The sequence below is a fragment of the Glutamicibacter uratoxydans genome, assembly GCF_050753455.1.
GTDB classification, from domain to species: domain Bacteria; phylum Actinomycetota; class Actinomycetes; order Actinomycetales; family Micrococcaceae; genus Glutamicibacter; species Glutamicibacter uratoxydans_A.
This window is the reverse complement of the sequence record NZ_CP192736.1, coordinates 702652-728810: the sequence shown is the minus strand read 5'-3', so window position 1 is coordinate 728810 and position 26159 is coordinate 702652. Positions and strand designations below refer to the sequence as shown.

General features: G+C 60.1%; 24 protein-coding genes and 2 riboswitches. Of the genes, 10 read left to right on the top strand and 14 right to left on the bottom strand.

Features of this window, described 5'->3' with window-relative positions; translation table 11 throughout:
* Positions 1 to 94: 94 nt before the first annotated feature.
* Together ACQQZ8_RS03480 and ACQQZ8_RS03475 are read left to right on the top strand one after the other, a co-directional pair.
* Positions 95 to 535: a Fur family transcriptional regulator gene (locus ACQQZ8_RS03480; protein ID WP_431711311.1), complete on the top strand. Its 441-nt coding sequence runs from the start codon at positions 95 to 97 to the stop codon at positions 533 to 535.
* A gap of 40 nt (positions 536 to 575) precedes the next feature.
* On the top strand, positions 576 to 2042 hold the full coding sequence (locus ACQQZ8_RS03475; RefSeq protein WP_431711310.1) for a catalase: 1467 nt from the start codon (positions 576 to 578) through the stop codon (positions 2040 to 2042).
* A gap of 138 nt (positions 2043 to 2180) precedes the next feature.
* Here ACQQZ8_RS03475 and ACQQZ8_RS03470 read toward each other — a convergent pair whose 3' ends face one another.
* From ACQQZ8_RS03470 to ACQQZ8_RS03450, 5 genes are all read right to left on the bottom strand, one after another.
* Positions 2181 to 2714, bottom strand: coding sequence for a 2'-5' RNA ligase family protein (locus ACQQZ8_RS03470; RefSeq protein ID WP_431711309.1), 534 nt, complete (start codon positions 2712 to 2714; stop codon positions 2181 to 2183).
* A gap of 2 nt (positions 2715 to 2716) precedes the next feature.
* Positions 2717 to 3739 carry a tryptophan--tRNA ligase gene (gene trpS / locus ACQQZ8_RS03465; RefSeq protein ID WP_431711308.1) on the bottom strand — a complete coding sequence of 341 codons (1023 nt, stop codon included), beginning with the start codon at positions 3737 to 3739 and terminating at the stop codon, positions 2717 to 2719.
* Between the two features lie 15 nt (positions 3740 to 3754).
* A complete protein-coding gene (locus ACQQZ8_RS03460) occupies positions 3755 to 4597 on the bottom strand; it encodes an exodeoxyribonuclease III (RefSeq protein ID WP_431711307.1) in 843 nt (280 codons plus the stop codon).
* A 65-nt stretch (positions 4598 to 4662) separates the two neighbouring features.
* Entirely contained in the window at positions 4663 to 5166 is a 504-nt protein-coding gene (locus ACQQZ8_RS03455; protein WP_431711306.1) for a hypothetical protein, read from the bottom strand.
* Between the two features lie 150 nt (positions 5167 to 5316).
* Positions 5317 to 6120 carry a GAP family protein gene (locus ACQQZ8_RS03450; protein ID WP_431711305.1) on the bottom strand — a complete coding sequence of 268 codons (804 nt, stop codon included), beginning with the start codon at positions 6118 to 6120 and terminating at the stop codon, positions 5317 to 5319.
* A 109-nt stretch (positions 6121 to 6229) separates the two neighbouring features.
* On the opposite strand from ACQQZ8_RS03450, the gene ACQQZ8_RS03445 reads away from it, so the two are divergent.
* Both ACQQZ8_RS03445 and ACQQZ8_RS03440 read left to right on the top strand, forming a co-directional pair.
* Positions 6230 to 7525 (top strand): sensor histidine kinase, encoded by a 1296-nt coding sequence (locus ACQQZ8_RS03445; protein WP_431711304.1) that lies wholly within the window; start codon positions 6230 to 6232, stop codon positions 7523 to 7525.
* On the top strand, positions 7522 to 8166 hold the full coding sequence (locus tag ACQQZ8_RS03440; protein ID WP_431711303.1) for a response regulator: 645 nt from the start codon (positions 7522 to 7524) through the stop codon (positions 8164 to 8166). Before ACQQZ8_RS03445 ends, ACQQZ8_RS03440 begins: the two co-directional genes overlap by 4 nt.
* On the opposite strand, the gene ACQQZ8_RS03435 is transcribed toward ACQQZ8_RS03440, so the two are convergent.
* From ACQQZ8_RS03435 to ACQQZ8_RS03425, 3 genes are all read right to left on the bottom strand, one after another.
* Positions 8167 to 8523 (bottom strand): VOC family protein, encoded by a 357-nt coding sequence (locus ACQQZ8_RS03435; protein ID WP_431711302.1) that lies wholly within the window; start codon positions 8521 to 8523, stop codon positions 8167 to 8169. It lies immediately after the preceding gene.
* A 144-nt stretch (positions 8524 to 8667) separates the two neighbouring features.
* On the bottom strand, positions 8668 to 9582 hold the full coding sequence (locus ACQQZ8_RS03430) for a LysR family transcriptional regulator (RefSeq protein ID WP_431711301.1): 915 nt from the start codon (positions 9580 to 9582) through the stop codon (positions 8668 to 8670).
* Between the two features lie 101 nt (positions 9583 to 9683).
* Positions 9684 to 10583 (bottom strand): IS982 family transposase, encoded by a 900-nt coding sequence (locus tag ACQQZ8_RS03425; protein ID WP_431711042.1) that lies wholly within the window; start codon positions 10581 to 10583, stop codon positions 9684 to 9686.
* Between the two features lie 170 nt (positions 10584 to 10753).
* Here ACQQZ8_RS03425 and ACQQZ8_RS03420 point away from each other — a divergent pair, with 170 nt between their 5' ends.
* Positions 10754 to 12154, top strand: a complete 1401-nt coding sequence (locus ACQQZ8_RS03420) for an MFS transporter (RefSeq protein ID WP_431711300.1) — start codon at positions 10754 to 10756, stop codon at positions 12152 to 12154.
* A 324-nt stretch (positions 12155 to 12478) separates the two neighbouring features.
* Here ACQQZ8_RS03420 and ACQQZ8_RS03415 read toward each other — a convergent pair whose 3' ends face one another.
* Complete coding sequence (locus ACQQZ8_RS03415) at positions 12479 to 13348, bottom strand: bifunctional methylenetetrahydrofolate dehydrogenase/methenyltetrahydrofolate cyclohydrolase (RefSeq protein ID WP_431711299.1); 870 nt, start codon at positions 13346 to 13348, stop codon at positions 12479 to 12481.
* A 55-nt stretch (positions 13349 to 13403) separates the two neighbouring features.
* Positions 13404 to 13491, bottom strand: a riboswitch (ZMP/ZTP riboswitch).
* A gap of 96 nt (positions 13492 to 13587) precedes the next feature.
* On the opposite strand from ACQQZ8_RS03415, the gene ACQQZ8_RS03410 reads away from it, so the two are divergent.
* Genes ACQQZ8_RS03410 through ACQQZ8_RS03400 form a run of 3 tightly spaced genes read left to right on the top strand, consistent with a single transcriptional unit; the run spans position 13588 to position 16182 of the window.
* Positions 13588 to 14706, top strand: a complete 1119-nt coding sequence (locus ACQQZ8_RS03410) for an NAD(P)-binding domain-containing protein (protein ID WP_431711298.1) — start codon at positions 13588 to 13590, stop codon at positions 14704 to 14706.
* Positions 14707 to 14758: 52 nt separating this feature from the next.
* Complete coding sequence (gene purU, locus ACQQZ8_RS03405; RefSeq protein ID WP_431711297.1) at positions 14759 to 15604, top strand: formyltetrahydrofolate deformylase; 846 nt, start codon at positions 14759 to 14761, stop codon at positions 15602 to 15604.
* Between the two features lie 59 nt (positions 15605 to 15663).
* Positions 15664 to 16182 (top strand): gamma carbonic anhydrase family protein, encoded by a 519-nt coding sequence (locus tag ACQQZ8_RS03400; protein ID WP_431711296.1) that lies wholly within the window; start codon positions 15664 to 15666, stop codon positions 16180 to 16182.
* A 52-nt stretch (positions 16183 to 16234) separates the two neighbouring features.
* Here ACQQZ8_RS03400 and ACQQZ8_RS03395 read toward each other — a convergent pair whose 3' ends face one another.
* Entirely contained in the window at positions 16235 to 18046 is a 1812-nt protein-coding gene (locus ACQQZ8_RS03395) for an HNH endonuclease signature motif containing protein (protein ID WP_431711295.1), read from the bottom strand.
* Positions 18047 to 18176: 130 nt separating this feature from the next.
* Complete coding sequence (locus ACQQZ8_RS03390) at positions 18177 to 19361, bottom strand: TerC family protein (protein ID WP_431711294.1); 1185 nt, start codon at positions 19359 to 19361, stop codon at positions 18177 to 18179.
* A 259-nt stretch (positions 19362 to 19620) separates the two neighbouring features.
* Between ACQQZ8_RS03390 and ACQQZ8_RS03385 the strand changes: the two genes are divergently transcribed.
* Together ACQQZ8_RS03385 and ACQQZ8_RS03380 are read left to right on the top strand one after the other, a co-directional pair.
* Positions 19621 to 21150, top strand: a complete 1530-nt coding sequence (locus ACQQZ8_RS03385) for a deoxyguanosinetriphosphate triphosphohydrolase family protein (protein ID WP_431711293.1) — start codon at positions 19621 to 19623, stop codon at positions 21148 to 21150.
* Positions 21151 to 21214: 64 nt separating this feature from the next.
* Entirely contained in the window at positions 21215 to 22144 is a 930-nt protein-coding gene (locus ACQQZ8_RS03380) for an NAD(P)-dependent oxidoreductase (RefSeq protein ID WP_431711292.1), read from the top strand.
* 123 nt (positions 22145 to 22267) lie between these two features.
* Here ACQQZ8_RS03380 and ACQQZ8_RS03375 read toward each other — a convergent pair whose 3' ends face one another.
* The 3 genes from ACQQZ8_RS03375 to ACQQZ8_RS03365 all read right to left on the bottom strand — a co-directional run bounded on the left by ACQQZ8_RS03375 (position 22268) and on the right by ACQQZ8_RS03365 (position 26141).
* Positions 22268 to 23470, bottom strand: coding sequence for a cystathionine gamma-synthase (locus ACQQZ8_RS03375; protein ID WP_431711291.1), 1203 nt, complete (start codon positions 23468 to 23470; stop codon positions 22268 to 22270).
* Positions 23467 to 24786: an O-acetylhomoserine aminocarboxypropyltransferase/cysteine synthase family protein gene (locus tag ACQQZ8_RS03370; protein ID WP_431711290.1), complete on the bottom strand. Its 1320-nt coding sequence runs from the start codon at positions 24784 to 24786 to the stop codon at positions 23467 to 23469. The genes ACQQZ8_RS03375 and ACQQZ8_RS03370 overlap by 4 nt, the downstream gene beginning before the upstream one ends.
* An 81-nt stretch (positions 24787 to 24867) precedes the next feature.
* Positions 24868 to 24958, bottom strand: a riboswitch (SAM riboswitch).
* Positions 24959 to 25199: 241 nt separating this feature from the next.
* Positions 25200 to 26141 (bottom strand): LysR family transcriptional regulator, encoded by a 942-nt coding sequence (locus ACQQZ8_RS03365; RefSeq protein WP_431711289.1) that lies wholly within the window; start codon positions 26139 to 26141, stop codon positions 25200 to 25202.
* Between the last annotated feature and the right edge of the window lie 18 nt (positions 26142 to 26159).

Sequence of the window (26159 nt, the reverse complement as noted above, 5' to 3'; positions counted from 1 at the left end):
CCGGCAGGGAGTTAACCTGCCGGTGGTTCACCGCTCAGCGAAACTTAAGCATCTACTTATTTTGAATAACTCAAGTTTGTGGCATGATGGAGGTATGGGGCACACCGAGAACGTAGCACGCGCACGCTGGTCACAGCCGTTGCGCGAGGCTGGCCGTCGTGTCACCAAACAGCGTCTGGCGATCCTAGATTGCGCCACGACGCATCCACATTCCACTGCCGAGGAGTTGCACCGCCACGCGCAGCAGGAATTGCCGGGGCTCGCGCTAGGAACCGTACATACCGTGGTGAACGATCTCACCAACTCAGGGCTCCTGCGCCGGTTAGATGTGCCGCAGGCCGGGGCACGCTACGAAACCCGGATTACCGACCACCACCATGCCGTCTGCACACAGTGCGGACTCGTCGAGGATGTGGCACTGCCACTGACGCAACCCGCATGTCTCGACCCCAACATCGTCCGCGGAATGAAAATTTCCGTGGCTGAAGTCCTCTATCACGGGATCTGCGCTACGTGCGCCGGATCCCAGGACTAACTCCCTGACCCAAACCGGAACCACACACTAAGGAGAACAGATGGCTGCCGCTAACAACGGACATCAGACTGGTTCGACCACTCAGGCTGGTATTCCAGCCGTCAGCGACCGTAACTCGCTGACCGTAGGCCAGGACGGCCCAATCGTCCTGCACGACCACCACCTGGTCGAGACCCTGCAGCACTTCAACCGCATGAACGTTCCGGAGCGTCGTCCGCACGCCAAGGGTTCCGGCGCCTTCGGTGAGTTCGAAACCACCGAGGATGTCTCGCAGTACACCAAGGCTGCGCTGTTCCAGAAGGGCGCGAAGACCGAGACCCTGCTGCGTTTCTCCACCGTTGCAGGTGAGATCGGCTCCCCTGATACCTGGCGTGACGTGCGTGGTTTCGCACTGAAGTTCTACACCAGCGAAGGTAACTTCGACCTGGTAGGTAACAACACCCCGGTCTTCTTCCTGCGCGACCCAATGAAGTTCCCACACTTCATCCGCTCGCAGAAGCGTCTGCCAGACTCCGGTCTGCGCGATGGCACCATGCAGTGGGACTTCTGGACCCAGAACCCTGAGTCCGCCCACCAGGTAACCTACATCATGGGTGACCGCGGTCTGCCAAAGACCTGGCGTCACATGAACGGCTACGGCTCGCACACTTACATGTGGGTGAACGAAGCTGGCGAGAAGTTCTGGGTGAAGTACCACTTCCTGAACAAGCAGTCCGAGAAGTTCGAGACCATGGGCGGTGCCGAGGCTGAGGCCCTGGCCGGTTCCGATGCCGAATTCCACCGTCGTGACCTGTTCAACGCCATCAAGGAAGGCGACTTCCCGAAGTGGGATCTGTACATCCAGGTCATGCCTTACGAAGAGGCTAAGACCTACCGTTACAACCCATTCGACCTGACCAAGACCTGGTCGAAGAAGGATTACCCACGAATCAAGGTCGGTACCCTGACCCTGAACCGTAACCCAGAAAACTTCTTCGCTGAAATCGAGCAGGCTGCTTTCTCCCCAGCGAACATGGTTCCAGGTATGGGAATGAGCCCGGACAAGATGCTGTTGGGCCGTAACTTCGCTTACGCCGATGCACAGCGTTACCGCATCGGTACCAACTTCCAGCAGCTGCCAGTGAACAAGCCAAAGGTGCCAGTGCACACCTACGCTTTCGAGGGCAACATGTGGTACGAGTCCACCGGCGCGCGCAGCTACTACGCCCCGAACTCCTTCGGTGACTCGTGGAGCGACAACACCGGTCCAGTGGATAACTCCTTCGAGTCCGACGGCGAGCTGGTTCGCTCCGCGATGACCCTGCATGCCGAGGACAGCGACTTCGTTCAGGCCGGTATCCTGGTTCGCGAAGTGATGGACGACGAGCAGCGCGCACGCCTGGTCGAGACCGTTACCGGTGCTCTGGACGGGGTTATCGAGCCAGTGCTCTCCAACGCTATCCAGTACTGGAAGAACATCGACGCCGACACCGGCGCCAAGGTTGAGGCCAACATCCGCGGCAACTAATTCCGCGACCGCCTAGCCGGTACCCGCATCTGTACGGTTGCGGGTACCGGCCTTAGGTAAAGCTCCGGCGGGTACTGATTTCATCAGTACCCGCCGGAGCTTTTCTGTACCAAATTGGCTTGGTCGGACTATACCGGGCTAAGTCAAAGTGAAGCTCTGACTTAGATTCCATTCTCCGTGGCGCATATCAAATAACTGCACCTCGGTGACCGCAAAGTCCAAACGCACCTGCGCTAAATCAGCAAGCGCACGCTCCAGCTGAGCATCCGGCACGTTCTGCGCGATCGTCAAGTGCGGGTGATAGCTATAGGCCGAATCATGCACTAAGGGTCCGTTGACCAGCGACTGATGCAGTTGGTGGCAAACGCGTTCCCCCACTTCCAGCGGCAGGTAGGTGACTTGGGTGACCGGGCGGAAACTTTGCGCGGGCCCCAACCGCACCGTGAACCCCCGCTGTTCGGCGCAGACCCGTGCCACATGTTCAGCAGCGGCTTCCCAGGTGCCGCGGTAAGATCCGGTCACCAACGTGATGTGTGGGGCCACCTGCTGGCTATCGGCGGCCCCGTAACGAACCCGCCAGTGGTGTAGCTGTGTCCGAAGCGGTTCGGGCACAGAAATCACCACTCCCAGCGTGTATCTGGGGTTCTCGATGCGGTTCGGGAATGGATACACGGTTAACTAAGCGCACCTAGCGGTGGCAGGAAACCGACCTTCTGGTAGACCTCGGATACCGTCTTCGACGCAACTTCGCGCGCCTTGGTGGCCCCGGCCAGTAGCAGTCGGTCCAGCTCTGCTGGATCATCCAGCAACTCGAGGGTACGGTTGCGGATTGGGGTCAGACGCTCCACCACCGCCTCAGCTACGGCGACCTTCAGATGACCGTACATCTTGCCTTCAAACTCGGTGACCAATTCTGGGATCTGCTTACCGGTCACTGCAGCCAGGATGTCCAAGAGGTTCGAAACCCCTGGCTTCTCCTGCTTGTCATAAGCTACAACGCTACCGGCATCGGTCACTGCGGACTTGATACGTTTGGCGATCAACTTCGGTTCATCCAGCACGTTGATCAGGCCGGCCGGGGATTCGGCGGACTTGGACATCTTGGAAGTCGGGTGCTGCAGGTCGTAGATGCGCGCCCCTTCCTTCGGAATGAAGGCCTCCGGAACCACGAAGGTCTCGCCGAAACGGTGATTGAAGCGCTTGGCCAAATCACGGGCCAGCTCCACGTGCTGGCGTTGGTCATCACCCACCGGGACACCCTCGGGCTGGTAGAGCAAGATGTCCGCGGCCATCAGAATCGGGTAGGTGAAAAGTCCCACGCTGGCTGCATCTGCGCCGCCCTTGCTGGACTTATCCTTGAACTGGGTCATCCGGCTTGCTTCCCCGAAACCGGTAATGCAGTTGAACACCCAAGCCAGCTGGGCGTGCTCCGGCACCTGCGACTGGACGAAGAGGGTGGACTTGTCCAGATCGATGCCGCCGGCGATGAACTGGGCCGCAGTTTTGCGCGTCCGGGCGCGCAGCTCAGCCGGATCCTGGCTCACCGTGATGGCGTGCATGTCCGGGATGAAGAAGAACGCGTCGTGGTCATCCTGGGTTTTCACCCAGTTGACCAAGGCCCCGAGATAATTTCCTAGGTGCAGTGAATCGCCCGAAGGCTGCATTCCCGACAGGACGCGAGGACGAAGTGTTTGCATGATCGGTGGATCCTTCTAGAACTGATAGTCAATGACCAGCGGTGCGTGGTCGGAAAAACGCAGATCGTAGGCCGAGGCGCGGTCTACGTGGGACTTCAGGGCTTTCGCGGCAAGTTCCGGGGTGGCCATATGGTAGTCGATACGCCACCCGGCGTCATTGTCGAACGCTTGCCCCCGGTAGGACCACCAGGTGTACGGTCCCTGAGCGTCTCCGGCCAATTCGCGGGCCACATCCTTGTAACCGATCTGTTCGCCGAAGAACCCATCAAAATAAGCGATTTCCTCATCCATCACACCGGCGCGCTTATTGTGGTTCGGCTTCCAGTTCTTGATGTCCTTTTCAGTGTGGACAACGTTCAAGTCACCGACCACCAGTACATGGTCCTTGGTAGCTTTCAACACGGGCAGGTGTTCGGTCATGCGCTGCAGGAAGCGGTACTTGTCTTCCTGCTTCGGGGTGTTCAGCTCTCCAGAATGCACATAGCAGGAGACTACGCACAGGGTGGAGCCATCGGCCATGGTGAAATCGGCTTCCACCCAGCGGCCGGACTCGGCGAAGTATTCATCGCCGAGGTGTTCGCGTACCGCAGTGGGTTCGGCACGCGAGAGAATAGCCACCCCAGCACGTCCCTTGTCTTTGGCTTCGGCATGCAGAATGTGCCAGCCTTCACCGATGAGCTCGCGCACGATGTTATCCGGTGCCCGCACCTCTTGCAGGCACAGGATGTCCGCATCTCGGGCGGCAACCCAATCGGGCATATTTTTGCGGTAAGCGGCACGGATGCCGTTGACGTTTACCGAGGCCACGCGCACGGCGCCGGCATTCTTACTCAGGACTTCCAGGCTGGTTGGTATCACGGTTCCACCTTACAAAAAATACAGCGCAACCTCCGGAAGGGACGTTGCGCTGTGAGGTAATAAAACTAGTCGATGATTTCGCCATCGAGTGGCTTGCCGGAGGGCTTCATCATGTCGCGCGCGTTCGTCGCGGTCATGGTGATGGTTTCCAGAGCACGCTCAATCATGCCCCGCGACTGTTCGTCGTCCTTCTCCAGCTGCTGGGAGATCACCCCGGATTGCACCTGAATAATCTTGAAGGAGTGATCCAATTTCATATCGCGCTGGCTGGTGCCTTCATCGACAACTACACTGGAGCCGCCCTGAGCGCGACCCGCGGCCGCCGCGGTAGCTTCACGCAGCGAAGAATTGATCTTGTCCGCCCCACGTTTCAGACCGAACACAAGGAATGCGGAGAGCAGCAGCCAGCCGCCAGAAATAACCACAACAAACCAGCCAACAATCTCATTTGAGTTCGCTGCAAAGATCACTGCGACCAGAAGCACGATCACCATCACGCCCATGGCCAGCGTCGAAGCGTTCAGGCTCAGCTTCTTCGCGCCGGTTGCGTTACTGCCTAAAGAATCCATTCTCCTATTCTTTCATTTTTCCCGCGTGACAGACCAATTTAAGGATCAAGGATTCGCCCACAGCGTGGAAGTGCCTGTGGAGTATCTGGTTGCCACTGTTCCGCCGGACACTTCGCGTTGTTGAGTATGGTTCGGCACGCGGCTGCGCTGTCAGCTCAAGAACCCGAAGACACCCAAATCCAGTGCGGCAGAGCGAAGCAACAGAAATCCGACAACTCCAGCCACCCAGAGCAACGACTCGGCAGCAAAGGCATTGAGTTTGTGACCAATCCGGCCTAAGAGCGCCTCCACGCGGTTTCCGGTCACCCGCCGCAGCAGAACTAACAGCAAGGCGGGCAAGATCATCACCACACAGTAGAAGACCAGCACTACCAGCTGCAGCGCATGTTGCCAGCCCAAGGATTCCATCAGTCCTAGGGCACCTAAATACGGCAACATTGTGGGTAGCTCCAGAAGCCCAGCCACCAGCGCCAGTGCTACTACCCCGGTGTACGAGTCCAGAGCCGTCGTTAACCGCCCGCGCAAACTTTTAGCTACCGCGAGTTGCGGTAGCGGACTGCTGTGCTGGTTCGCTGGTGGCCTGTGCTCCGACTGTCCCTGCTCGCTACGGACTAAATGCGCTGAGGCGGTACTTTGGCGCTTGCTTGGGGTGAGCAACGCCCATCCCAGTAACCCCACACCTAGGACGAGTTTGATCCATTGGGCCGCGGGAGTGGAGAACAAAGCACCAAAACCGCCGAGCTGCCCCAGTTGCCACCCGGCACGCAAGAGCACTCCCACCACCCAATAGAAGCCAGCTAATACCAGCAAATAAAGCAACACCTTGGGAATCACTTCCCGATAGTTTCGCCGCAACAGCAACCAAATCGGGATCACCAAAGTGCCAATGCTCGTCGCATCGATCAGTGCCAGTAGGGTCAAGGTCAAGGCCGGTGCCTGTTGCATTATGTCCATAACCCCTACACTCCCAAGACCCTCGGTACCACGCATCAGGCTATAGACCACCGCGGTTCCTCCTTTGGGAGGAGGCCTAGTGGGCAACTGGCGGGTAAAGATAGATACTATGAGTAACTTGGTCACCCGCTTGAAGCATGCTTTTACTTCCGGGACGCAGGAACTGGAAGTTGCGGCGATCTACCTGCTGCTCACGGTGATGTTGCATCTGTCGGGGGTCACCAACGATCCGCTACCGGGAGCGCAAGCTTTTGTCCCTTGGTGGCCGGTTCCACTGTTGCTTGGCGTCAGCGCCATCGCATGGCGCCGGCGCAACCTCGCTTGGAGCGTAAGCCTCCAACTGCTCAGCGCCATGGCCTTGCTATTTTTGGGGTCTCTGGGCGGATTCTTCCTGGTCTTTGAAGCCGTTTTCAGTATTTTCTTACTCGCCGCGGAAAGTATCCGGAAAATCGCCTCGCGAGTGATTGCGTTCATCCTGATCGGCTCCGGACTCGCCCAATGGATTCTCACCGAGGACTTCCAGCAGGGTCTACTCACGGTGTTTCTGACCGGGTTTATTCTGCTCACTGCCCAGCAATGGGCAACCAATGTGCGTCATGGAGCGGAACTAGCACGCAGTGAGCAAGAACGAGCCAACGCGGTGGAACGGGCAGCGGCCGATCGTGAGCAGCTTTTGAGGTCGCAGCATCGTGAGTCAATGGCCGAAGAACGAACGGCGCTGGCCAGAGAAATGCACGATGTCCTGTCCGCCCGATTTTCCTCCATCGCGCTGCTCAGTGGTGCCCTACTAGATCGAGATCCCTCAACTGAAGCAGCGGGCTACTCGGACATCAGCCGACGGAGCCTGCAGACCATTCGTTCCGAAAGCGTCAGCGGCCTCGAAGAGATGACTCAGATGGTTCGAATGCTCCATTCACGCAACTCCTCAGCCTTAGTGGCCACCTTCGCTTCGATAGACCCGCTGGTCCAGTCTTTCCGCGACGGTGGCAGCAAGATCCGTTTCAGTAATGAGCTAGTTCCCGAGCAATTGACCGATCCGCGGCTGGTGACCGCACTGTACCGCACCTTAAATGAGGTGCTGGTCAACCACGCGAAACACGCTTGTGCACAGCCACTGGAGGTAAGCATCGGTCTGCACACCGGGCAAGCATCCGCTGAAGACGGCCGAGCACCGCTGCAGTTGGTGCGGCTTTACGCGGCAAACCCTTGCGAGCCGGAAACACTCAGTCAATTGTCGTCGGCCGGGACCGGGATCAGTAATATTGCGGCCCGTGCCAAGACATTGGGTGGTTGGATAGAGCAAGAACACGACGCGAATCAGTTCTCGCTGAGCGTGAACCTGCCGCTACAGGTATGCGCTGAAGCGCACGCACCAGAGGCTGCAACCGAAGAGGAGCAAGGATGAGCATCCGAGTACTAATCGTCGATGACCACGACACCGTGCGACTGGGGATTCGGATGGTCTTGGAGGGCGATGCGCACATCGAGGTCGTTGCCGAAGCCGAAAACGGGCGCGTGGCGGTGGAGCACGCCCGGGCGCATCGTCCCGATGTGATTTTGATGGACCTGCGAATGCCGGTGCTCAATGGTGTCGCAGCCACCGAACTCATCAGTTCTGCCCAGTTAGGCAAGGTGCTAATCCTGAGCACCTTCGACGACGATGAGTATCTTTTCGGGGCCCTCCAAGCCGGTGCCTATGGTTTTTTACTCAAAAGCGCTACACCTCACCAGATCACCACCGCGGTGCGAGACGCAGCTGCTGGCCGCTCGACCCTTGCCCCGGAAGTAACCGCCCGTGTGCTGGAACGCGCGATGGCTGGCATCAGGCTGCCGACGTCGGCTTCCACGAAATTAGACGACGTGCTCACCGAGCGGGAACTGGACGTACTGAAACTTGTCGGCCAAGGGCTGAGCAATCCACAAATTGCACAGCAACTACAGATCGGTGAGACCACGGTGAAAACCCATGTTTCCCGGACAATGATGAAGCTAGGTGTCAACTCACGCGTGCAAGCGGCCCGAGTAGCCTTCGAGCACTGGGGTTAATCACCAACTGACCAAGCAAAATGGGTGAGCCTGCGGGTCGAGGTAGACCCGAAAAGTTTTGCTTCCCTCGCCGGTGGCTCGCGCACCTAACGCGAGCACCTGATCTTCGGCCAAGTCGAGGTCTTTGACCCGCACGTCGATATGTGCCTGCTGTGGATTCAGATGACCGGGCCATTGCGGCGGAACATATGGGCTGACCGCTTGAAAGGCGATGGCCGGACGGTCTGCAGCATCACCGATGCTCACCCAGTCGGGGTCGTTGTCGATTCGGACCATTCCTAGTAAGTGCTCGTAGAACCGTGCCAGCGAATCTGGGTCTTCGCAATCAATCACTAAGGCTTGCCAGGTACCAATCATCTCTTCGTCCCTTCGGCATGAAAACTCGCGGTCGTGCTTCGGGTCTTCCCCATTATGCCGAAGCTGCTGGTGGCACGGTAGGGGTGCCGGAAACTTTCAGCATGCAAGAGTTCTTCCCCTACGCCGCGGGAGCCAACGCTAAGGCTAGTTCCAGCCTGCGCGCATCAGCTGAACCGTGTAATCAACGAGGGCCTGCACGCGTACCGGAATCTTTGTTTCACGTGGGCTAATCGCCACCACCGCGTTGGGATAATTCGGTGCCTTAAGATCGCGGAAAGCCAGGGGGCGTCCTTCGAGCGACATTTCGGCGTTATTCGGCCGACGCATCAACAGCCCGTACCCCAAACCGCGGCCAACCATCGCGCTCACCAAGATCATTTGTGGCACGGATGCAGCAATCCGCGGGGTCAGACCTTGCGACGCGAAGAGCTGCATTTGGTGTTGCGTACTTGGATCGGATTCGTAGCGTATCAGTGGCTCATCGGCTAGATCGCGTAACTCCAGCGGTCGGTTGAGCTGAGCCAGCGGGTGCTCTGGATGCATCACCACTTGCATCTCGGTCTCGTAGATCACCTGCTTGGTGACATCAGCCGGAAGCGACAGGTCATACACAAAGGCCACGTCGAGATCACCCGAACGCAAGGCGGGCAACAGTTCATCATGAGTCCCCACCGTGACGGAGACGTCAAGTTCCGGGTGCAACGGCGGGAACTCTTCCATAACTGCCGGGACCAAATGCGGGGAAAGAGAAGCGAAACAGCCAAAACGCACCGGGCCGCGTAAGGCGCCGTGCCGGTGCGGGAAAGTGGCCTCTAAGTTCTCGACATCCAGCATGATTTTTCGTGCCAACGAGGAAAAGTACCGCCCAGACGCGGTCATTGAAATCCCATGGGCTTTGCGCCGCAGGCACAGCGGCTCCCCCGCAATTCTTTCGATCGTGCTCAACGCTTGAGAAAGGGCTGATTCGGAAATTTTTAGCTGACTTGCGGCCGAACCGAGAGTATCGTGTTGCGGAAGAACTGCCATGATTTCTAGGTGGCGCAAGGAAAAACCAGACATAATTCAATCCAACTTAAGATGTACTGCAGGTATTTGAAGTTTACCTTACCTGTGCGAGATGCCACACTAGATGATTAATTCCTAATGATCGCCCCGCGGATTCAGTGGTCATACGAGACCAGCGAACGCTTGCGCGGGGCGTCAATCTTCCAGTTATGCCAGATCCCGGCCGCCATGGCCAACAGCTTGCACGCTACCCGAGCCATCACCCCCTCCAGCGTGCGAGCCCCATGGCGTTCCAAACCCAGCTGCCCCTTGAGAGTGTCGAAGATCGACTCGACCCACTGGCGGATCCCGCCGAAGTCCCCGAACCGCGGTTTCTCATCCTTCCGGTCCGGTCGCAGCAAATGCGCCTTGAGGTCCTCGGTGATGAACGCTTCGAACTGCTTGCCCGCGAAGCCCTTGTCCGCCAGGATGACCTGCCCGTCACAGACCAGGTCGCTACTGGCATCGAGCATCGCGGCGATCGCTTCACGCTCGCCGATCTTCGGGTTGGCCAACCCCCAGATGACGGGCATGCCATCGGGGGTGGAGATCAGATAAAGCCTAAAGCCCCAGAAATACCGTGAATGCGATGCGCAGTACCCGTAGCCGGCCTGTCCGGCCAGGTTCGAGCGTTTCACCGTTTCGCGTGACTGGCCGCAGGGCACCGGGGTGGAATCCAGAAGGCGCAGCACGTCGTTCCAGGTGGGGACATCTTTAGCCAGGACAGTCAGGGTGTGGGAGACCAGGGGCGCGGCGGCGCGGATCCTCTTATTGTATCCGGATTGCTGGGGAATATGCGGGAACATGCCAGTCAGATGGGTGCGGGCGTAGCGGATCCACCGGGATTCGGAAGCGTCCCCGTGCAGCAAGTGCTGGGCCACGGCCAAGCAGAGCAATTCAGCGTCAGTGAGTAATTGCCGCCGTCCGCGGCATGGCCTGGTGGGCAGGGTCGGGATGACATGGTCGGTGATGAACACGTAAAGTGTTGTCAGGAGAGTGTTTAGGTTTTTGTTCACACCATAATTCTTAACACTCTCCGTCAAACGTTAAAAGGCCTCCTGACCAGATTTTTTGATCTGTTTCAGGAGGTCTTTTGTGTTGGAGTAGTTTAGGACTTACTCATCTAGGGTGACTAATAACTCACGCGACGCACGACACACTCATGCATCGCCCATCGAGGAGCACCATGTCTCACCAAGCCTCTCATCACGGTTCAAAAGTCAGCCAACGCCGGGTTGCCTTTGCCACCATCATTGGTACCACCGTCGAGTGGTATGACTTCTTCATCTACGCCACGGCGGCTGGCCTGGTATTCAGCCAGCTCTTCTTTGAGCCCGCCGGCAGTCAGCTTGGACTGCTGATCAGCTTTGCCTCGGTCGGAATTTCCTTCCTCTTCCGCCCACTGGGCGCTTTCTTGGCTGGTCACTACGGAGATAAATTGGGTCGCCGAGCGATGCTCGTACTTACCCTGTCCTTGATGGGTACTGCCACCGTACTGATCGGCGTGCTGCCAACCTACGAAACAGCTGGCCTGCTCGCACCAATCCTGTTGCTCCTGCTACGTATCCTGCAGGGTATTTCGGCCGGCGGCGAATGGGGCGGCGCAGTCCTCATGGCGGTGGAACACGCACCGGCCGATCGTCGTGGGCGCGCTGGCGCTAACCCACAGATCGGCGTGCCACTCGGCATGCTGCTCGCCTCGGGCATGATGGCGCTGATGACCGGTGTGATTTCACCGGGCGATGCCTTCATCGAATGGGGCTGGCGCATTCCGTTCCTAGTCAGCTTTATTCTGATCATCATCGGCTACTACATCCGTAAGGCTGTGGATGAGTCGCCAATCTTCGAGGAAATCGCCGAACACAAGGCGCAGTCTCAGGTGCCGATCATTGAACTATTCAAGAAGCACTGGCCACTGGTTATCATCGCGGCTCTGGTGTTCGCTGCGAACAACGCCGCTGGCTACATGACCACCGGCGGATTCTTCCAGGCCTACACCACTGACCCAGAAGGTCCAGTGGGGCTAGATCGCACCGATGTCCTTATCGCGATCGCATTTGGCGCCTTCATGTGGCTGCTGACCACACTGCTGGCAGGGTATCTCGCCGACAAGATCGGACGCGTACGAACCTACCAAATCGGCTTCACCATTCAAGCCATCGCCCTTTTCCCGGTCTTCGCCTTGGTCAACACTGGCTCGCTAGGGATGTTCTACCTTGCGCTGCTCCTGTTCTCGATCGGTTTGGGGTTGGGTTACGGCCCGCAGGCCGTCCTGTACTCGGAGATGTTCCCGGCATCGGTTCGCTTCTCCGGTGTTTCAATCTCCTACGCCATTGGTGCAATTATTGGCGGCGCTTTCGCCCCGATGATTGCCACGGCATTGGTCCAAGCCACCGGAAGCACCAACGCGGTAGCACTGTACCTGCTGATCGTTACTTTGATTTCCTTGGTAGCTGTCAGCCTGATCCGTGACCACAAGGGCATCGACCTCTCCTTCACCAATCAGGCAGAGCAGGAAGTTGGTGCGCTGGTCTTCGATAAGCGTCCACCGGCTACCGCCGCGCAAAGCAATACGCCCACCAAGTAATTTTCAAGACGACAAGGGCTCAGCACGTATCGCGTGCTGAGCCCTTGTCGTCTCTCCATAAATTCTCAGACATTACACCGCGCTTTCCGGCAGCCCGGCGCGCTACACTCGGCGCCAATAGCGTTCCATCCGCAAGCGCGTAGCTAGGTGGCCAATACCTAAGATCCTCCGTGTGCTTCGGCTCCGGCCCGTGACCGAGGACAGTGTGGGAATCTGTACCGGAAGCTGAGACGTGGCCGGAAGAGACACCGAAGGCCGGTGTCGGAATCCTTCTAGTAGAGGAATTCCGGCACCGGCCTTCGGTGTGTGCCTCAGGATCGCGGGCTAGTTGGTTGCGGCCTGCCGTTCGGCTGCCTCAACTACGTTAGCCAGCAACATCGCGCGGGTCATCGGACCGACGCCTCCGGGATTTGGAGATATCCAAGCAGCCTTATCCGCTGCGGCTGGATCAATGTCACCGGTGACTTTACCGTCGACCCGGGACACTCCAACGTCCAGCAGGATCGCCCCGGGCTTGATGGCATCGGCTTTAACCATATGTGCGACACCGGCCGCGGCGATTACTACATCGGCCTGTGCGAGTAGCTCATCCAGATTGGTGGTTCCGGTGTGCGCCAAGGTGACGGTGGCGTTGATGGATCGGCGGGTTAGCAGCAACCCCACAGGACGGCCAATGGTTACTCCACGACCGATCACCAGCACGTGCTTACCGGCCAAATCGATATCGTGACGTGCCAATAGCTCCACACAACCGACTGGAGTGCATGGCAGGGGGCTACTCATCGGTTTATTGACGTTAGCCACCAGACGTCCAAGGTTCATCGGGTGTAACCCATCTGCGTCTTTGGCAGGATCCATGGCTTCGAGGATGACGTCCTGATCGATGTGCTTCGGCAATGGCAGCTGAACGATGTAGCCGGTGCAAGCATCGGACTCGTTCAGTTCGCGAATCTTAGCCAGCAGTTCGTCCTGCGTTGTCTCTTCGGGCAGATCCACGCGAATGGACTCGATCCCCACTTCGGCGCAATCCTTGTGCTTACCCCCGACATACCAAGCCGAGCCAGGGTCATTGCCCACCAAGATCGTGCCAAGTCCCGGAGTGACTCCTTGCGCTTTAAGCGCTGCGACACGCTCGGTAAGTTCTTCCTTGATTCGAGCAGCCGTTGCCTTGCCGTCGAGAATCTGAGCCGTCATGGGTTCCTTTCGTGCGCGAATTTTCCCGCCGGTAGCGGAAAGCCGCTGTGTCATGTATACAAACCCAGGCGCGCGGTCTGCAGTCAAAAGGTTGTTGTCGCTCCCCGGTGGTACCCCACCCAACGCCAGTTACGATGCTTACTAAGTCTGAAACGAGTTTATCGAATCTTGCGGGAATGATGCACGCGATGCGAATGTTACAACTAATATAAGATTGACGCGTCAACAAAGGAAGTTTCATGGCATGGCTTCAAGCGCACTACCAGACGATTGTTATCGGCGCGGGTCAAGCGGGACTCGCTGCGGGATACCACTTGCGTCGCAAAGGGCTAGTTCCGTGGGTTGACTTTGTCATCCTGGATGCGAATGATGGTCCCGGCGGCGCCTGGCGGCACCGTTGGGATTCATTGACGTTCGGAACAGCGCATCATCTGCACCCACTGCCCGGCTTAGAACTTGCGGAACCCGATCCACACGAACCGGCTTCTCGTGTGGTCAGCCGATATTACGGGGAATACGAAAAACAGATGGACCTGCCAATCCATCGGCCCGCCCAAGTACAACGCGTGGAACAAGATGCGCAGGGATTTCGCGTCCACTTAGCCTCGGGGGAACGACTAACCGCAACGACCCTCATCAACGCCACCGGAACGTGGAGCAATCCATTCTGGCCCAGCTATCCCGGCATGCGCGAGTTTCGCGGGCCCCAGGTCCACACCCACGATTTCATCGGAGTTGAACAGTTCACCGGGCAGCGGGTGCTGGTAGTCGGCGGCGGGGCCAGCGCAACCCAGTTCATCATGCAACTCCAAGAACATGGGGTTCAAACAATCTGGTCCACCCGCAGCGCACCACGCTGGAAAGACTTTGGTTCCAGCAAAGACTGGGGAGTGGAAGTGGAACGACGGGTCACCGAAGATACTCTCGCGGGGCGGCCCCCACGTCCCGTCGTGGCCAACACCGGTCTAGCGCTAACCGCGCAGATGCAGGCGGGCATCGACTCCGGTGCCTTGGTGTCCCGCGGCCAGATCTCTCGTCTGGGGCCAACCTCCGTGACATTTAGCGACGGTAGCACCGAGAACATCGACGCAATCCTCTGGGCCACCGGATTCCGACACGCTCTGAAGCATCTGGCAGCCTTGAAACTGCGTACCGAAGCCGGTGGAATACGTATCGACGCCGATTCGGTGAGCGTTACGCAACAACCGGGTCTCTTCTTAGTCGGCTACGGAGCCTCCGCTTCCACGATTGGGGCCACGCGCGCCGGTCGACGTGCGGCGGTGGCTGCCGTGAACTACTTGAGAAATCCCCCGGTTGCGCGCGTGACAACGGAAACAGCTGAGAGCGCATTAGTGTGAGCTAGCTACCGAGATTCGGCACAAGCGGTCGAAGCGAAGTAATTTGGTGTGCATGAGCAACCATTTCATCATTTCGCTGTCCTGCGTCGATCGCCCGGGTATTGTCCACGCTATTTCCGGTGGCCTCTTGGGCGCGGGTTGCAATATCACCGAATCCCAACAGTATGAAAGCCCGGATTCGAACACGTTCTTCATGCGCATCGAAGTTGCCACCGAGCAGTCCTTGGCGCAGGTGCAAGCGCAGCTAGCCCCGATTCGTGACGACTTTTTGATGGATCTCAAAGTCTACGAAGCGCAGCGTCGCACCCGAACCATGATTATGTGTTCCAAGGCGGGCCATGCCTTGAACGATCTGCTGTTCGCGCAGCGAGCCGGTACCTTAGCCATTGATGTTCCAGTAATCGTTTCAAATCACCTAGATCTGAAACCCATGGCTGATTTTTACGGGGTTGATTTCGTGCATCTTCCGGTGACCGCAGAGAACAAACCGCAGGCCGAGGCCGAATTGCTCAGCTTGGTGGATCGTTATGACATTGAACTTGTGGTGCTTGCCCGGTACATGCAGATTCTCTCCGATTCGTTGTGTGAGCGAATGGCGGGGCGGGTCATCAACATCCACCATTCTTTCCTTCCCTCGTTCAAGGGTGCCAAGCCATACCATCAGGCTCACGCTCGCGGTGTGAAACTGATCGGGGCAACCGCCCACTACGTCACCGCTGATCTGGATGAGGGGCCAATCATCGACCAAGAAGTCACCCACGTGACCCATGCGCGAACCGCGGATCAGTTGGTCACGCTGGGGCGCAGCGTCGAGGGTCGCACATTGACGCGCGCCGTGCAGTGGCATGCCGAGCACCGGGTGATGCTCGATGGTCAGCGCACCATTGTCTTCTCCTAGTCAAAGTCCTAGTTTCTCGAACATCGTCTGAACCGATGGTCTGAACTAGGCTAGATGGCATGGCTCACATAATTACTATTGACGGTGCCACCCCGCAGGTGGCTAAGGACGTTTTCGTCGCCCCGACGGCCACACTTAGTGGCGATGTCTCCCTCGGCGAGCGCAGTAGTGCCTTTTACGGGGTGTCCGTGCGTGGCGATTCGGCGCCGATCCGGGTCGGCGCGGGAAGCAATCTGCAAGATAACGTGGTGCTTCACGCGGACGCGGGTTTTCCCTGCACAGTGGGCGAGAACGTTTCGGTAGGCCACTCGGCCGTCGTGCATGGCGCCACGGTGGGCGACGGTTGCCTCGTAGGCATGAGCGCGACCATCATGAACGGTGCGGTGATTGGTGAGCAGTCGCTAGTCGCGGCTGGCGCTCTGGTGCTGGAAGGCACTCAGGTTCCGCCACGGTCATTGGTTGCCGGCGTGCCAGCGAAGGTGCGCCGGGAGTTAAACGATGAAGAGGTCGCTAGCCTCTCCCGGAATGCTTCTACCTATCTTGAGCTGGCGGCTAAGCATCTGGCTGCCAATAGCTAGGTACTAACGGGCAGGACGCACCTGGTGCTCCTGCCCGTTAGTTCCGGGATTGTCAGGACGTGTTCGCCCCACGGGCGATCTCGATGGCTTCGCTTGGGCTGAACCAGTGGGTATTCAGTCGCGGACGTTGTTCAGGATCCAGGTTCTTGGGTAAGAGCACCATTGGCGGTCCGCCATCGTTCGCAATCACCCGAAACAGCCCGCAGTGTCTGGCATGATGGTGCATCGGACAAAACAGACATCCGTTATCCACGCTGGTGGCCCCGCCCTCTTCCCAAGGCTGGATATGATCCACTTCGCACCGTGAGGCGGGCATGCTGCACCCCGGGTAGGCGCAACCTCGATACTTAGCTTGAAGCGCCCTGTGCATATATTTGGGGAAGAATCGGTTCTCTTGCCCAATGTCCAGAATCTTACTTTTCCCGCCAAGCACAACCGGCAATATCCCCGCATTGCAGAGCATGGTTCGCGCGGCGCCGGCGGATATCGGCAATCCGTTGGCGGTGACCGCGAAGTTCTTTCCGAGACTGAGCATCTTGGCATAGTCCAGAATGACCGTGACTTGTGGTTGGACCAGTCCCGGCCGTTTACCTTCGACTACCCCATCGGAACGAAGAATGCTCAGCAACCCGAGTAGATGCCGGAATTCTGGACGTAATTCTTCAAAGGGTTGTGAAAGTTCCGTGGGCATCCCGTCGGCGCTTGAGTCTGTGGACCAACTGTTGTTTGTCTGCTGGCCTCGGCCGGCTGAATTAACCGTTGGGATGCCGTTCACGGCCGGTAGTTTGTCCTGCTCTGGCACCGTCTGGGCAAGGTCGGTTTGCGGTGGCGAGTTCTTCTCTTCGGTAGCCGGTGCGGTGCAGCTGGCCGTAGCCTCAGCGACGTCTTGTGGTGCTGGCTGCGGGTCTGGAGCTCTTGCCCAGTCGGGCATGCTCTGCGCCTCACCCCAGTCCCCCGGGATCGCCCCATCATTGCTGACACCCGCCGGTGTGGCTTGCTGCATGCGCAGATACTGCTGCATGGCAAGGTTCTTGAGTTCTTCGCGGTTTCCGGCGATTGTCCCCGGGTGATCGATTTGTTCGTTGGCGGATTCGATCAATTCGGCATCCTGCGGCAAAAGCACCAGCCGGTAATACACCAGCCCATTGCGCATCCCACAGGGGTAGAGTCCTACCTCAGCCAGTAGCGCAGCTAAACTGCGTTCCTCACCTAAAAATTCTTGGACCCTACCCCTCAGATGCCGATTAGCGGTGGAAGGTTCATGCCGGATGAGAGCGATGGCATCCTCTTCGAACTCCCGTCGGGCCTGCTCCGGCTCCGGTGCCTCGCTCAGGGTTGGTTCGATCTTGCTCAATTGGGCGGTGGCGCCCAGCACAAGTCTGGGTTGCGTTTCGGGACGTTGGAATTCCTCGGCAAGTTGCGGGTAACGCGGCCCAAGACGTTCTCCTGCCTCATTGACTTGGGCGATCAGCGAATCGGCTTGCTTCAACCGCGTCGTGGCGGCGGAACGGGAAATGTTCAGCCACTCCCCCAGTAGCTTGGCCGGTTCCTTATAGAAACTGCGTCCCGTACTGTAGTGTCCTCGAGTGCTTTCTATGGCTGCGGCATCGGGTGCTAGGCCGGCGTCGGCAATGGCTTGGAAGGATGGCTCATCTAGTTGGTGTGCACCAGTGCGGCGGACCGCATCGGCGGCATGGATTTCAGCGCGAGTCACCCGTTGCCCGGCTTGTTCAACCAGCCACGCAAAGTAGGCCGCATGCCCGGGTGGTAATTCGGCCCGAGCCAGGGTGGCCGTGGCGCTTTGCAACAGTCTTGCCGCGGTGGCGAGCTGTATCAGCGCGAGGCTGGTGTTCTCGTTGTCCATGCCATCGATGATGCCTCGTCTGGCGAAAGCCCCGCCCGGCCCAGCACGGGCTGGGGATAACTAGTGGGCCATTGCTCGCACTGTGCCGCCCGCCGGGGCGAAGCGGTTGGACGGCACAGCCGCGAGGGTTCTAAATGGAGTAGTGCTGGCGGTGTTTAGTGTGAGCTTCGGCCACTAGAAGACGGATCTGATCGATGTCCTTAGCCTTCTCCAGGTACTTCTTATCTATCCGATTCAGCTGGCTCTCCTCAGCCACCAGAGCCGCGTATACCCGTTCACGTTCTCCCTGATCCGCGGTGTAGGCCAGGTCCAGATAGTTCGCCGCGTGGCGTCGAGCATTGTTGATGGATTTCAGGGCCTTACCGGCCTTGCTCATCAGCGAGGCAAGAACGGTCAGTGCCAGCACACCGATAATCACACTGAGTGAGAGCTCGATGGTCACTTCCATCACCGGTACCGGCTGACCGTCATTGATGATCGGCAGGTTGTTCTCGTGCAGGGCGTGCAGAATCAGTTTCACACCGATGAATCCGAGAATCGCGGCCAGACCATACGCGAGGTAGATCAGCCGGTCCAGCAGACCGTCGATCAAGAAGTACAGCTGACGCAAGCCCATCAGTGAGAACGCGGTGGCGGTAAACACGATGTAGACGTTTTGGGTCAACCCGAAGATCGCCGGGATGGAATCCAGTGCGAAGAGAATGTCGGTACCACCGATGGCAATCATCACCAAGAGCATCGGGGTCAGCATCTTTTTCCCATCAACCACCGTGAACAGCTTGTCACCATCGTAGTGATCGGAGGTTCGCAGGAACCTGCGGGAGAGTCTGATGACGAAGTTATCGGCCTCGCTGTTGGAATCTTCGGGCTTGAGCAGGTTACCTGCGGTGAGCAACAAGATCAGACCGAAGGCGTAAAAGATCCAGGAGAAGGTGTTAATCAATGCTGCGCCGAGGAAAATGAAACCGGTGCGGGCGATGAGCGCGAACACAATTCCGAAGAGCAATACCTTTTGCTGGTCCTCGCGTGGCACACGAAAGCTGGCCATGATGATCAGGAACACAAAGAGGTTATCAACCGACAACGCCTTTTCGGTGATGTAGCCGGCGAAGTACTCCTTGCCCATCTGGCCACCGCCAAAAAAGAGCACCAAAAGTCCGAATATCACGGCTATGGCCACGTAAATCGAGGACCAGATCGCAGCTTCTTTGAGCTGTGGGACGTGGGCTTTACGAATGTGGAAGAAATAGTCAAAGGCGAGCAGGGCGAAGATCACCACAATGGTGATAGCCCAGATGGTAGGGGAAACAGTCACAGTACTACCGCTTTCATCGAGGATGGATGGTGAGCAGTAAGTCTCTCCACCCGCCAGTGTGCGGACCGTTGACCCGGCGAGGCTTCATTGCCTTGCGTATTGACGGGCTCAGCGCGTTGGAATACTCCCTTACGTGTTTTCTACTGTAATCGGTGAATCCGCTGATGCAAAGCTTTTGACGCGTAACCGGCCGGTCAAGCTGTCGGCAGTCCACGGGGTTCCCAGGCTTGGGGGCTGATCAACTAGGCTGTTGCGTACTATGTATCCCACTGAGCAAAGCCATCAGCACGGCGGGCGGGAACGCGATATCCCGGAGGATTCCCGCGCAGGTGAGGACGAGTTCCGCGTCGATATTGAACGGATTCGTTTCTCACCATACTTCTCGCGACTCTCGGCCGTCACCCAGGTGATCCCGCAGGCCGGAGCCGGGACCGTCGTACACAATCGCCTCACCCACTCATTGAAAGTTTCCGCGGTGGCGCGTTCCATAGCCATCGGACTACGCAATGCGGATAAGCAGACCCGGGATCTGGTTGAGGAACTTGGCGGCTGTGATCCGGTGGTGGTGCAGGCCGCCGCTGCCGCGCACGATCTGGGGCACCCGCCATTTGGGCATCTTGGGGAGCAGGAATTGGATCGGGTGGCACGCACCAAGCTTGGCCTGCCCGATGGATTTGAAGGCAATGCGCAGACCTTCCGGATTCTGAGCACCTTGGACAGTTGCGATGCGACCCCGCGCGGGTTGAACCTGACCCGGGCGGTTCGTGCCGCGGTGCTTAAATACCCGTGGGCACGCGATGAGTGGCGCGGCACCACGCTCTTGCCGCGAGAACTGCCGCGGGGCGCCGGTGATGTCAATGGTACAGGTGCCGCGAAATTCTCTTGCTACGACGTGGAGCACGAGCAGCTGCAAGATGTGCTCTCCGTTTTCCCGGCCATCGCCCCGCATCAGCAGACCTTGGAATGTTCGGTGATGGACGTCGCCGATGACATCGCCTACGCGGTGCATGATTTGGATGATTTTTACCGGGCAGGGGTGCTGCAATACACCACGGTTTCGGCTGAATTGCAGAACTGGTTGAAGCACTCGCGCAACCTCGCCGATATTCCCGATGCGCAACTGGATCTGCGTCGTGCTGGGCATGCGCTGGAGCGCACCTGGCGGCGCTTGCAGGCCAAGGACCCGTGGGTGGCCGACCCGCAGGCTTTCCGTGACTCGGTGCAACGGGTGGAGCACGATCTGGTCGAGGGTTTGTTGGCGATGCCCTATGACGGTGGGTTAGAGGCTGACCGGGCGGTGACCGGTTTTACCCGGCGCTGGATCCAACGGCTGCATTCCTCAGTGGTGGTGCAACGAAACCCGCATGTGCGCAGCGGACACCTGCGGCTGGGCGATGCTGCCTGGCACGATGTGATGGTGTTGAAGTTCGTGCATGCCCGTTTCGTGTTGGACCGTTCGGATTTGGCGGTTTATCAACGTGGGCAGACGCGAATTATTTCCTCCCTTGCCGAGGGCCTACGCGAGTGGTTGAACGATCCCTTAGACGCAGCCCGGGCGCCACGCCGGCTGCTGGACTCGGTGCAGGCTGCCACCGAGGAGTACCGGGCGCTGCGCAATGTCGACCCGGCGCGGTTCGGCCCGGCCGGGCACGGCGAGGTGGAACGGTTGGGACAGGCACGGGCCATCGTCGACTACATCGCCTCCTTCACCGACGCCCAGGCCGTCTCGGTCAACGCGCTGCTCACCGGTACCGCCGAGGGGATCTGGGAACTGGGTCGTGGGCTGTAGCCGGATGCCCGCCCCCCGGACTCATCGACCATCACCCACTACCCACCGAAGACAAGGAAGTACCATGGCCCTCCGTGTCCTGGTTCCCAGTGAAGAGCTCGCCTCGGCGTTGCAGCTGCCAGGGATCGAACCCATCCTGTGGCACCTGAACAATGCGCGGCATGAGGCCCCGGAAGCCGAGGTACTCATCACCGAACGTCCCCGGGAGCTGGACCGCCGCCGGGCCGTGGCACGGATCCCGGGGTTGCGGCATGTGCATCTGCTGTCCCTCGGGTTCGATTGGGTGCTGGAGCACCTGCCCGACGGTGTGGGGCTGAGCAATTCGCGTGGGGCCATCGAGGACGCCACCGCCGAACACGCCCTGGCCCTTTTGCTGGCCGCCCTGCGCGTTGTTCCCGCCGCGGTGCGTGACCAGGATATGCAGCGGTGGAATCCGGCCTGGTCTCCGACCCTGTATGGGGCCACGGTGCTGCTGCTGGGCTACGGCGGGGTGGGTGCCGGGATCGCGGCCCGGCTGGCGCCCTTCGGTCCGGCCCGGGTGCTGCCGGTGGGCCGCACGGCCCGCACCGAACCGGACGGTACCGCGGTGCATGCCCTTCACGAGCTGCCCGGGCTGCTGCCCGAGGCGGACATCGTCGTCATCGCGCTGCCACACGATGCCTCCACCGAACGGCTGGTGGATGCCGCATTCCTGTCGAGGATGCGCGATGGCGCCCTGCTGGTGAACATCGGCCGCGGTCCGGTGGTGGATACCGACGCGCTGTTGACCGAGCTGGCGACCGGGCGGCTGGGCGTGGCCCTGGATGTCACCGACCCCGAACCGCTGCCGCCCGGGCACAGGTTGTGGAACGCCCCGAATTGCCTGATCACCCCGCATATCGGCGGGAACACCAGACAAGTGCTCGAATTCTGCGGGCAGCTGGCGGTCCAGCAGATGCAACGGCTGGCCGCGGGCCGGGAACTGCTCAACGTGGTGCGGTCCGCCGGGCAGTGACCCGGTGGCCGACGGACCCGGCACGTTACTCTGCCGGAATCCGGTGTACTGCCCGAAGAGCACCGGTTGCCTGGCCGCGGTCCGGGCCCGTTCTTTGGTCTTCCCCCGACTGCCGTACCGCTGCTACCTGCTGCCGGCCGGCGCTGCCAGCTTGGCCAGACCGCCGGCGGTACGTGCCGCCGCCAACCCGCGTTCCAGATCGGCGAGCAGGTCCTCGGGTTCCTCGATACCCACGGACAGGCGCACCAGATTGGCCGGGATCTCCAGCTCGGTGCCGATCAGCGAGGCGTGGGTCATTTCCCGCGGGTAGCAGACCAGCGATTCGACCCCGCCCAGGGAAACCGAGAGCTGGAAGTACTCCATGGATTCGGCAAAAGCCCGGGCGGCGGCCTCATCGGCCAGCTGCAGGGACAGGATGCCGCCGAACCCGCGCTGCTGGGAGGCTGCCAGCTCGTGACCGGGGTGATCCGGCAGACCCGGGTAGAACACCCGGCCCACCTCGGGGCGCTCGGTGAGCCACTGCGCGATCACCCCGGCGTTGCAACCGTGGCGTTCCATCCGCAAGCCCAGCGTCTTCAGCCCGCGGGCGGCCAGGTAGCTGTCCTGCGGCCCGGAGACCGCGCCCCCGGCGAACTGCTGGAAGCCGATCGCCTCGAGCAGGGATTCACCGCGGTGCAGGTGGTCGGTGACGATGACCGCCCCGCCCAGCACATCCGAGTGCCCGCCAATGTACTTGGTGGTTGAGTGCACCACCGCGTGGGCCCCAAAATCCAGGGGACGTTGCAGGTACGGGGTGGCGAAGGTGCTATCCACCACGAGCAGGGCCCCGTACTCGCGGGCCAGTGCCGCCCAGCCAGCCAGGTCGGCGATCCCCAGCAGCGGGTTGGAGGGAGTTTCCACCCAGAGCAGCGCGGTATTCGGGCGGATCGCGGAGCGCACCGCATCCAGCGAGGTAATCTCCACCGCGCTGGAGGTGATCCCCCACTTGCGGTGCAGCCGGGAGATGAGCCGATGGGTGCCGCCGTACCCATCGGCTCCCAGCACGATGTGGTCACCGGGGGCGAGCACCGCACGCAGCAACGCGTCTTCCGCGGCGATCCCGGAGGCGAAGGCAAACCCGTGGCTGCCGCCTTCCAGCACGGCCAGCTGGGTCTGGAACGCGTCGCGGGTCGGGTTGGAGCCACGTGAGTACTCGTGGCCCGCGCGCAGCACGTTGATCCGGTCCTGGATGAACGTGCTGGTCTGGTAGATCGGCGGGATCACGGCCCCGGTGTACGGGTCCTTGTGCTGTCCTGCGTGGACGGCCAGGGTGTTGAATCCACTCATGCGAAGCTCGCTTCCTTTTCGATCGATGCTGCGGCCTGCGCGGCCGCCAGTGCGCGGTCAAGGTCCCGGATCAGGTCCGTCGGGTCTTCCAGCCCCACCGACAGGCGTAGCACCGCCGCGTTCAGCCCAGCCTGCGCCAGCTGCTGAGTCGAGAGGCGGCAGTGGGTCATCGTCGCCGGGTGGGCGATCATGGTGCGGGTATCGCCGATGTTCGCAGCCAGCGTGATGATTTCAAGGTTGTCGATGAACGCCGGCACCAGGGCGGCATCGTGCAATTCCACGGCCAGCACGCTACCGGTGCCGCGCGGGAAGAACTTTGCCAGGCGATCATGGTGCCGATGGGCGCTGCGCGAGGGGTGGTGCACCGCCTTAAGCAGCGGGTGCGCCTCCAGGAAGTTCGCCAGCAGCAACAGGTTCTGGGTGGCGGCGGCGGTGCGCACGGGCAGGGTTTCCATCCCGGTCAGGATGGCGTGGGCATTACCGGCCGAGAGCGCAGGGCTCAGATCGTGCAGGAATTTGGAACGCACCAGCATGGAGTAGGCACCGTCCCCGTAACGGGCCAGTAGCGAGGTGCCGGCATAGCGTTCGCGGGCGCGGGCGATCTGCGGCCAGCGCTCCTGGTCGGAAAAGTCGAATGTTCCGGCGTCGACGACCACGCCGCCGAGCACCTGCCCGTGTCCGGCCAGCGCCTTGGTGGCCGAGTGCACCACGATGTCGGCGCCGAACGCCAGCGGCTTGAAGTTCGCCGGAGTGGCCAGGGTGTTATCCACCACCACCGGAATGTTATGGCGGTGTGCCACCTCGGCCAGCGCCGGTAGATCCGGGAGGGTGGAAAGCGGGTTGGTGACCGATTCCAGGAAGAAGGCCCGGGTATCCGCCTCGATGGCCGCCTCCCAGGCGGAAGGCTCATCCGGGTCGACAAAGCTGACGCGGATGCCGAAATCGTTGAAGGAGTCGGTCAGCAGGTCAACGGTGCCGCCGTAGAGCTGGTTGGAGGCGATGATGTGCTTCGGGCCCTGGGTCAGGGCCAGCAGCGATAGGGCGACGGCAGCCTGGCCGGTGGCGGTGGCCACCGCGTAGGCTCCGCCTTCCAGGGCGGCGGCGCGTTGTTCGAACACCGACACGGTGGGGTTGCCGGTGCGGGAGTAGGTGAAGCCGGCCTGGCGCAACGCGAACTTTTCCACGGCTTCGGCATGCGAGCCGAACTCGTAGGCCGCTGAGGAATACAGCGGCACCGTAAGCGGGCGGTGGTCACCGCTGGGCGTATATCCGGCGTGGATGGCCGTCGTCGACGGTTGGGTGTTGGGCTGCGCCATGGTTCCTCCTCGTTTTTGCCGCACGAGGGAGTGCACCGAACACCGTGCAGGGCACGGAGCCCCAGGACGCGTTCGGCAGCTGCTCCATCGTTCCTGGCATTAGCACCTTTCGGTTTCCCGATGGTTGCTGCGACGTCGACGAGCCAGATCTCTCGGTCGCTCTTGATGGGTTGTTGTGCTGCCATGATTGGGCAACGGCTTAGGGCGGCGCAAGCGGTGTCCGGTCCCGGGCTTCACACAAGGTTTCCAGGCTTCACATGTCGCGTTCTTGTCATGATGACGCACGGCCCGGATCCGTTGTGTGACGCGCGGTTGCTGCCGGATACCGCGAGATTACGGGCTTTGACCCGTTTAATGTGTCGCGCACGGTCCGGCGGATGACACAGCGTTACGTCCTTCGGTTCCCGAGGGGTTCAGCCGATGAGCTGGACCCCGAAGCCTGCGATAACGGAACGCACTTCTTCCAGATAACGCCGCGCTTGTTCGGTCAGCGGAATCGCGGCATGGTCGATCCAGCCGATCTCGATGCGCTCATCGACATCCAGTGGGATGGCGACGATGGACGGATCGAGTTCATCGCTGATGATGCCCGTGGAGATCGTGTACCCACCCAGGCCGATCATGAGGTTGAAGATGGTCGCGCGGTCCGAGACCTGGATCTCGCGTTTGCTGGAGCTTGTGGAGAGGATCTCCTCGGCGAAGTAGAACGAGTTGTTGGCGCCCTGGTCGAAGGTCAGGCGCGGCAGGTCTTCGAGGTCTGCCAGCTCCACCCGCGGGCGGGAGGCCAACGGGTTGCTACGCGAAATGAAGATGTGCGGATCGGCCAGGAACAAGGGGTGGAAGACGAGCCGGGACTCACGCAGCAGCTTGTCAATGACCTTCCGGTTGAAGTCGTTGCGGTAGAGGATGCCGATCTCGCTGCGCAGGGTGCGCACGTCCTCGATGATCTGTTCTGTGCGGGTCTCACGCAGCGAGAACTCGTATTCGTCGGCCCCGCTGGCCTGGACCATCCTCACGAAGGCGTCCACGGCGAAGGAGTAGTGCTGGGTGGAGACGCCCAGCAGGCGGCGGGAGGGCGGGCGGCCGAGGTATCGCTGCTCGAGAAGCTCCACCTGTTCGAGCACCTGCCGGGCGTAGCCGAGGAACTCGGCTCCCTCGGTGGTCAGCGTTACGCCCCTCGCCGAGCGAATGAGCAGCGTGCGTCCCACCCGGGCTTCGAGCTCCTTCATCGCCGCGGACATGCTCGGCTGCGCGACGTAGAGCAGATCAGCGGCCGCTGAAATCGATCCCTCGGCCGCGACCGTGGTGAAATAGCGCATCTGCTGCAGTGTCAGACCACTTGCTCCTTGAACCATAGGTTGAGTCTATATCAA